Below are 9,090 nucleotides of genomic sequence, written 5' to 3' on the forward strand. Positions count from 1 at the left end.
CCATGAGATGGATTATTAATTTACGGGGGAACTTGTTTTGGTTCCAACAAACCAACGGATTTTTTCTAGAGTTTCCATAATTTACCGAAAATATTAGCAATTATTTTATATATATTCTACATTGGATATTTACATTTTTTTCACAGAAATTAATATAGAAGGGTAAACAGGAGGTTTATTATGGATATAAAGATAAAGAAATTATGTAATTATTTCGCTTTTATTTGGTTGGTGCTATTTGGATTTAATCCCATCGAGTCGTCGGCAATTAGGATTAACCAAAATGAGCTTATGGGGATTGCTGCATATTATGAGAGTCCTCGGAAATTGGATTTTACTTTGCTTCCAAGGAATAATAATGATATTGTTGCTTTCGGAATAAATAATAAAAATAATCCAAGTAATGTAATTTCGATGGCTCATCGAGCATCTGAAATTTATCACAATACTAGTGAAAAGTTTTATTATAAAGTTATTTCGGCCAATGGACCAATAGCATATCCTATGGTTTATAGCTATGACAAAGATGCTAATTATAAATATATTATAAATAAACATAATGGGTTTATTATTACTCGAAATTTAGTTGCTGATGTGCTTTTTTCGATTATGTGCAACGATTGGAATGTCAATGAACTTAAGACAAAGATTACAAAGATTCGAATCAGCCTTGGAGGGCAACATTATAATATGGCAAATGCGATAAATGGTGCTGTGGCAAATTTTAGTGAAACATTATATACTCCTAGTCCTGTAGGTGGGTTTAGTAAAATATTACATCCTTTCAGGTCTTCTAATGATATGAATTATCAAAAATTTTCTGAAAAATTAGATGAATTTTTTTACACATTGCTGTGTCACATGGCAGGGAAACCGAATGGTAAAGAATTTGAGCAAATGGATCCTAATACTGCTCAGGCAAAGTATCTATGTAATTTCTGGAGTGATCCAAAAAATGTAGCAATTTGCGAGTTTTGGGACGCTTTGTGCTTTTTGATTTCAAGAGTTTGTGAAAACAATTTCGTTATTTCGAATGTTGCTCGTAATAAAGCATTGATTGAGTACAATTTAAGTACCATCAAGTGGATAATTAGTTGTGTAAATATGATTTTACAAGATAATGAGCCCACCGAAGAGGAGGAGTTGATTTTAAAAATGAAAAGATGTGCCAAGCAGTGGAGCAACTGTTGCTATCTATTGTATCAAAATTATACTACCATGGCAAAAATTAAAGAAGTAAAAAATTTATTAGCTTTCGGGAGATTGGACCAGGCACGTAAATTGTTTGATGGTCGGATGATCCAGGATAAAATTGATAATCTAATTAGTGGAAGGCCATTGATTCCTGATGAAATTAATGCATTATATAATTTCATAAATGCTGCAAATAAAAATGAATGCTTATTTCAGTTATCACAAAGCGTGGATGTATCGTATATTGATCTAAATAGGTCTAATATGACTCAAGGCCAATTGGTGAAAAATATCTTATCTTCGATAAAGCATATCTGTAATTCAATGGAAGAATATGCTAAGAATTTCTCTATGGCATGGAGTCGTCTTAAGGGAATTAAGAAAAATATAGCGGTACCGTATGCCACAGCACCTGTGGGCAAGGTTGGATTGACTCCCCAAAAATCCTGGAATGTCGGTCGAGATTTTGTGGATATCGAAAAAGACTCCAATGCAAAAGTCCCCAGTGCCATTAATCCAAAAATAGATCATAAAACAGATCCTAGAAAAACTCTTAGAGTTATGTCACAACAAAATGTCGGTAATAAACCTGTGTATTCTAGTGCTGCAAGTGTCATGTTACCCCATCAGGCTACTGCGCCTAATCAATCTAATTTGTTTAGCTCTTCGCATAGTTCTAGTAGATCCATTTTAGATAAACAACAATCAAGACGATTTTCTAGATATGGAAGACTTTCAAAGACCATGAAGCCTTCGTGGTTGAAAAAAAGTACAAGTGGGAAAAATAGAAAAATTAATTCCAGAAAAGGCGATAAAAGGCATAAGAAAACAACTCTTAGCAAAACACTTTCTGAAAAAGATATAAGAAAACTAAATAAAAGTATTAACAGAAGCCAATTAATCCACAGGTAATATATTAAGACAATACTGCCATGACCATGAAATTCGATTTTTCGATTATAAAAAAGATTTTATTTGGCATGGCTAGTATGTTAATTTCGTTTGGAAGCGAAATGACATTGGCCAAAGATTCTATGGAAAAAATTGATACAGTGATTGAAAATAATAAAATAATAATTGCATATTATTCCTATTCTGGAGTCACAAAAAAAGTAGCAGAAGAAATCTGTGAGATGGTCGGTGGATATGTTTTCGAAATTCAGACTATAGATGCATATCCTTCTGACTATCGATCTATTTTGAAGCAGTCCGAAATGGAAATAGGTTCTGGATATAAACCAACATTGAAAAATTCAATGGAAACCCTATCTAATTATGATGTAATTTTTATAGGATTTCCGGTTTGGCATGGTACCATAGCTCCTCCGGTGGTATCATTTTTATCGGCACATAACTTGGCTGGGAAAACAATAATACCTTTTTGTACCCATGGTGGGGGAGGTGCAGGAAATAGTTTCAAGGCTGTTTCGAGCCTAAGCCCTGATTCAAAAATTCTTACTGGTGGTGTTTTTTTAGGAAATCCAAAGGAGGAAATCTCTAGATGGGTTAAAAGCCAATTGGATCAGCTGGCAGGCAAGCATTAAATGTCTGCGGCTCTGTGACTTGTAGGGTTTTTGGCATAGCATTGGTTTAGGGTTATGAGCTTTGTGGACATATTTTGGATTGAAGCTTCGGTAGAAATTTTTCACTGCTAATGCAAATGAAAACCAAGTAATACCATAGGTTACCTTTGGCGCAATGAAGTATCTATAAAAAATATTTACATTTTTTTTACGAACATTAAAATAAAATAGTCCGTTTAGGAAAAATTTATTATGAATATGATGAAATTATACAGATGTTTATTGTTTTTCGTATGGGTGATACCTTCTTTCATTCCTGCTGAATCGTTGGCGGTTCCATTACCAGAACCTATTTTTGTTGGCGTTAATCCTTATTCCAAAAAGATATATATTGTCAAAGCTACTGGTAGTAATAAAGATTGCCCAGTTTTTGATGTCTTCAACAATGGCCATATGATGACCATTTCCGATGGATTTGGCAAAAAAAAATTAAAGAATAAGGAAGAATTATACTATAGAGTAATTAATGAGGATATGGCGTTTTCTATGAGTTGCTATGATAATTTTATTAATAGTGATAAGCAAATACATGATCTTTTCAGCATTACTCCAGAGTTTATTTTCAAACTCGTCAGAAAAATCTCAGAATGTAACATGAGATATGATCATAATAAAAAACATAACTATCAGGAAAGCGACATTACTAATGCCATTGAATATTATAAAGGAGAAAATCATGATGTCATATTGAATGCATTTGAAAATATGATAAAAAATTTTAATGAAAAATTGAGTAATCATGAACTTGTTAGCTATGTTAGCTACGATAGTTTAAAAAATGAACTCAATAGTTTTTTCTTTGAATTATTATATCATATGGCTGGTGAGCCTGGTCTTCACGCATATGAATGGAGTGGCCTTTGTTTAGATAACGCTGCCATGAATCATGATTTTGAAAAAGCTAAAGGTATGGCCATGTGTGACATTTGGTGCGATCAGAGAAATGTGAAAATTTATAAACTTTGGTATATACTAAAAATATTGTTTTTTAAAATTTATTCAAGCCATGGTATATATTTTGCTGAAGGACCTACATTGATAAAATGGACCGTTGATAACCTTTCTTGGCTAAAGTGTTGCATGTATTTTCTTTTTAAATTTAAAAATGAATCATCTTTAAATGAAAATGTGGTGGTCTTCAAAAAGAAATGGTATGCTATATTATTGATAGATTGTATATCCATATTACGTGAATATTATAAGAATTTGGATGACATATTGAGGCAGTACAAAAATATTAACGCTAAAAAAGATATTAATAAAGAAAATATTGATAAATTAGTAAAAAATATAAAAAAATATGTTAAATTATTTTCACAGAAGAACGTGGATTATAATTTTGATCTAAATAAGTCTTTATTGGAGGAAATAAACAGATATTCAAATAAACTGTCTGGATTAATAGCAGCTCTGAAATCTGCATTCAATGGGCTCAAGGCTCCAGGGTTAATTAGGAAATTAAAGAATATATTTAATCATAATGAAGATAAATTAAAGTTAATCGAAAATATGATGGATGCAATATATTTACTTATCAAAGAAGCGGAAATATATTCGACTCATTTAGTGAATTTAAACACCCCTCTTCCATCATATTATGATGCATCGCCTTATAGTAGAAATTTTGTAAATAATCAATGGCCTTTATATCCGCAACAACCCAATGGGTTGAATTTTCCGTCATCGCAAGAAGAGTACCGTTTCCCTCATATAAGTGATGATGGTTATATGTTTCCAGAAGTTCTTTGATCAATAATGCTGGTATATTGATCGAATGGATGACTCTAGAGTTATGAACTAAATGGCATCAAAGACCATTTTTATTTTAATGAGGTATATCGATAATAAATATTTACATTTTTTTTGCAAATATTAGAATAAGTCAACTTGACAAAATTTTATTATGGATATGGAAAAATTATGTAGATATTTATTGTTTTTTGGATTGATGGCATATGCTTTCATCCCTGCCGAATCGTTTGCGTTTAAGCTGGGAAAAAATCAAACGATGATGATTGGCGTATCCCCTATCACCAGAGATATGTATGCTTTTTCCTACGATGATTCATTGAACTCATTTACTGATAGCAACGGTAATATCTTCTATGATTTCAGTGATGAGAGTAACAGTGTACCAATACCTAATGTGATTGGTAATTGCGGTCGGTCGAAATTAGGAGATAATACAGAATTTTTTTACAAAATTGTTGGGCCAGGTACGGCATTGTCTTTAAATGCACGTGAAGATTGTATCCAATCTTTTCATAAAAGGATTTCAGCTACCTTTAATGAATATGAGGATTTTATTACGCCAAATTTTATTACTGCGTTTGTTATTAGATGGACGATGAATGGAACGTATACTAAGTTTGATGATCAGGCATTGGCAATCAGAAAATATTTAGAGAAATCGTGCAAAACTATAATGGATGCACTTGATTTATCTATAAAAAATTTTAGTCTAACAGATAACGCTGTTACTGTCATTGATCATGAAACTTTAATGAATAAGGCTACTGCGTTTTTCTTCCTCTGGCTATGCAATATATCAGGGAAAAATTTTTATAAATCAGCGGAAAAAATATTAGTGGAAAAAAATTTACTATCATCAGATAACATCAACAATCCTGAGAAAATTAAATCTATGGCCATAGTCGAATTTTGGAGTAATCCAAAAAATTCAAAAATTTGTGAACTTTGGGATGTCCTACGGAAAATATTTCTTAGCATTTGCGGGAATGAATATGTGAAGCTTGCTAATGGAAAAGCGTTGGAAACATGGTTTATTAATAGATTATCTTGGCTAAGGGATTGTATGGCTTTGATTTCTCAATGTAATAAACCGCGTGGTATAAATATGACTAATGTAGCAGCAATAGAGTGTATTAAGCAGTTGGTAGATTATTGCAATTTACTTCATTGCCATGAAGTCCAAATGGACAATATATTAGTTCAATTGCATAATTCTATTGATGGATTCGGCCCTTTAAAAGGGTTTAATGGTAGTTTATATAGATTATTTAATGTGCCAATGTTACAAGGTGTACTTGATTCAATTAGTATGTTTAGGCTGAATGATGAGCAACTTAATTTTATGAGAAATTTTATACGTTTCAGTAAAATAGATATAGTTGCGGTTTTTAAGCGGATTGAATCGCTGCGTAGTAAGCTGGCCGAAAAGCGCCAATCATTGGAAGGAACCCATGCATTGAAAGATAGTGATAAAATTTTAATAAAAAAAGCTGAAAATATAAATAATGTAATTAATGGAATTATGAAGAGAATACAAAGTAATTGCCAATATTTAGAGTTTGATAAGACACAAATTGATAATGTTTTACTTGGATATTCTGAAAATTTAGCCGAAGGAAGTCCTAATAAATCATTATTTACAAGGATATCTGGTCGGTTAATGTCAAATGTAAAACCCAGTAGAGTCATATCAAAGGTAAGTAACTTTGTTGGGACATTGGCAAGTTATTTCAAGTTTTGTTTGCCACAATTTATGGGAGGTCCATCTAAGGCTGATAGAGTAATGGTAAAAATAAAAAAATCCGTCGAATTGTTAGTGGCCAATGCTAAAGTGCTTATGTCACATTATGATATTATTTATTCTATGTTACATGGTATATTAAGTATTACACTGGAAAATGTAAAAGCTTTTGCGCCACAAGATGTCATTCTTTCAAGTGAAGATAGCTCATTTCATGATATCAAAAATCTATTTCATTTTAAGGAAAAAATTGAGTTGATTACTTCAGAAAAAATGGAAAGTTTAAGATATTCGCCTAATCTATTTGATGAAAATAATGTGAATAATTCATTTCAAAATCTGATGAATGGAAATTTGATAAATAAATCTTCATTTGATATTTTGAGTAATTGTGTGGGAGGTTTAGGGCAAAGAAAATATCTACATAATCTTAAAGATAACATGGATGATATTATGATTGGTCTAAATGAAATCAATGAGTGGAACAATTCTATACCGTTGTATTCTCATATAAAAACTAGAAGAAGAATTATTGAAAAAGAAAAAATTTTATTCCTAAAGGCTGGGGAAGTAATAGAAGAAATTAGCAAAAATTTACAGACCCTATTGACACAATTGTCAACTTGTGCTAAGTTTGCTGACAAAGAGGACGGCAATCAAATAGAACAGCCATCGAGAAACGAAAATGACCAGGTAAATGACCAGGTAAATGACCAGGTAAAAATCCAAATACCGAAAGATAGATCGATAATAAAACAGCCATTGGAAAACGAAAATGACCAGCAAATAAAACTGTCACTAAAATCCAAGTTCAAGACATTGGAAAGTATCAAAAAAGAGGAACAAGCCGAGGCCGAGGAGAAGGCCGAGGAGAAGACCGAGGAGAAGGCCGAGGAGAAGGCCGAGAAGAAGGCCGAGAAGAAGGCCGAGAAGAAGGCCGAGAAGAAAATAAGGCGGCATCCAATGGTGACTAGAAGTCAAAATAAAAAAAATGTGATGGCGCAAAGTGGAAATAAAGCAATAATAAAGCAATAATAAAGCAGTTATAGGCCATGAGAATCTTGTTTTGACGATGAGGTAATATCCCTATAGATTCCTTAGGAAGCTGTTCTTTCTCTGATGAAAATGGAATACCGAGTCATGGGTTATCTTTGAATGAATTTTTGGTTTAATAGAATATTAATAATCATCTACGACGGATGTTTACATTTTTCTTGCAAACGTTAGGATAGATTAGTTTGACGGAAGCTTATTACGGATATGGAGAAATTATATAGATATTTGTTGCTTTTTGGGTTGATGATACCTGTTTTTATTCCCATTGGTTCATTGGCACTTAGGGTGCCGGATGGTCAAGTGATGTTATTTGGAATTTCCTGGCATCCTCATCTAGATATATACACCTCATTGGCTGAATTTGATGGTCGATGGTTTCTTGACGACAGTGGAAAAATGATTCATGGTTCCGATGGTAAGCCAGTAAAGGCCGAGATTGGCACTTTCGGTATATTTCTGAAGAATAAAGCCCCTTATCTTTTTGAAATTATGAGGCCTGGCACAGCACGGACACTGGGAGCGGATAAATATAAGTGGATTCGCGAGAATGTTAAGAGTAAATGGATGAAACCTAATAAAATAATTATGCGTCCACATACTATTATGCAGGGTATTTTTTCGTGCATGAATTACGATCTCAATGCTAAGCTGAATCAGTCTGGAATTCATAAATATTTAGGAAAAAAGAATGAGTATGTATTAGGCTGGCTTCGTGCTGCTATGAATGATTTTGTTGGATGGTTGAATGGTCTAGAAATTAAAAATAAGCAAGCCATGGATTTTAATACTTTATATTACAAAATTCGTGAGAGTTTCATTTGGTGGCTATGCAAGATGGCCAATACAGCGAAGGCCTATGCAGGTACTAATGCATACCTGGAGTTAGATGACCCTATTAATAGTAATGAAAATAAGAGTGGAATAGTAAGTTCTGCTGTCATGGTCGAATTTTGGAGTAATCATGACAATGCAGGAATTTGTGAATTTTGGGATGCTACGATGGCATGGTTTTTATGTGTTCTTGAGGAAAGTGGTGTGAGGAATGCTAAGGGAATTTCATTGATAGAATTGGTCAAGGAGGAATTTCTGTGGCTAGTAGAGTGTGTAGGTCTTTTTTTGGGAAATGATCAGCCAAGTGACGAAGTTATGACTAATGTAGTAACCGAAGGATGTATGGTTCAATTAAAGAATTATTGCTATTTACTTTATCATTATAAGAAAAAAATATATGACGTATTAGATTCAGTGAGCACTTATATGAAAAGTGACGCTGATCTAATGCGAATAAAAGATTTGATTGGTAAGCTATGCAAGCAATGGGATGGACGTAATTTAGAGAAGATAGTTCTTCCGTTAGCTGCTATGGACGTGAAAAGCATAAATAAATTCAACAAGATAAATGAGTTTTTATATGATGAAGACAGAAACAGTACGCTAAATGTCGAAGCTGATTTGATAGCTCTTAACGATGTTCTATCTGACACATATAACAATAATGAAGCCAATGCTGCTGCTAAAGAAACGCTGCTACGTGCTATGGATTATACCCATGACGTGATCCAAGTTTTATGTCATATACGTAACTATTCTTCGTGGATTAAAGATAACTTGGAGACTTATTGTAATGAATTTGCATCTGAGCAAGATCAACCTGAACAAAAAGGTCTAACTGAACAGGAACAAAGTCTACCTGCAAACATGTATCCAGCGCTAAAAAACATGACTCTAAGCGGAATAGATAAGTGTGTATATTTTCCCCAAAAC

At 33.0% G+C, this 9,090-nt stretch carries 5 protein-coding genes; all 5 read left to right on the forward strand.

The genetic code is table 11. From position 1 onward, the window contains the following. Positions 1–180 precede the first annotated feature (180 nt). Positions 181–2,106, forward strand: coding sequence for a hypothetical protein (locus LBH49_00610; protein MDR0351141.1), 1,926 nt, complete (start codon positions 181–183; stop codon positions 2,104–2,106). Between the two features lie 20 nt (positions 2,107–2,126). Continuing rightward, a complete protein-coding gene (locus tag LBH49_00615; protein ID MDR0351142.1) occupies positions 2,127–2,738 on the forward strand; it encodes a hypothetical protein in 612 nt (203 codons plus the stop codon). Between the two features lie 237 nt (positions 2,739–2,975). Continuing rightward, entirely contained in the window at positions 2,976–4,526 is a 1,551-nt protein-coding gene (locus LBH49_00620; GenBank protein MDR0351143.1) for a hypothetical protein, read from the forward strand. Positions 4,527–4,725: 199 nt separating this feature from the next. Then, positions 4,726–7,305, forward strand: coding sequence for a hypothetical protein (locus LBH49_00625; GenBank protein MDR0351144.1), 2,580 nt, complete (start codon positions 4,726–4,728; stop codon positions 7,303–7,305). A gap of 225 nt (positions 7,306–7,530) precedes the next feature. Then, positions 7,531–9,090: hypothetical protein (locus tag LBH49_00630; protein MDR0351145.1), on the forward strand; the 1,560-nt coding region annotated here is incomplete at its 3' end.

This window comes from Puniceicoccales bacterium (assembly GCA_031255005.1).
Taxonomy (GTDB): domain Bacteria; phylum Verrucomicrobiota; class Verrucomicrobiia; order Opitutales; family LL51; genus JAIRTH01.

What these genes read in the sequence shown, in the direction of transcription:
- LBH49_00610 (MDR0351141.1), top strand. Translation starts at nt 181, where the DNA reads ATGGATATAAAGATAAAGAAATTATGTAATTATTTCGCTTTTATTTGG.
- LBH49_00615 (MDR0351142.1), top strand. Translation starts at nt 2,127, where the DNA reads ATGACCATGAAATTCGATTTTTCGATTATAAAAAAGATTTTATTTGGC.
- LBH49_00620 (MDR0351143.1), top strand. Translation starts at nt 2,976, where the DNA reads ATGATGAAATTATACAGATGTTTATTGTTTTTCGTATGGGTGATACCT.
- LBH49_00625 (MDR0351144.1), top strand. Translation starts at nt 4,726, where the DNA reads ATGGCATATGCTTTCATCCCTGCCGAATCGTTTGCGTTTAAGCTGGGA.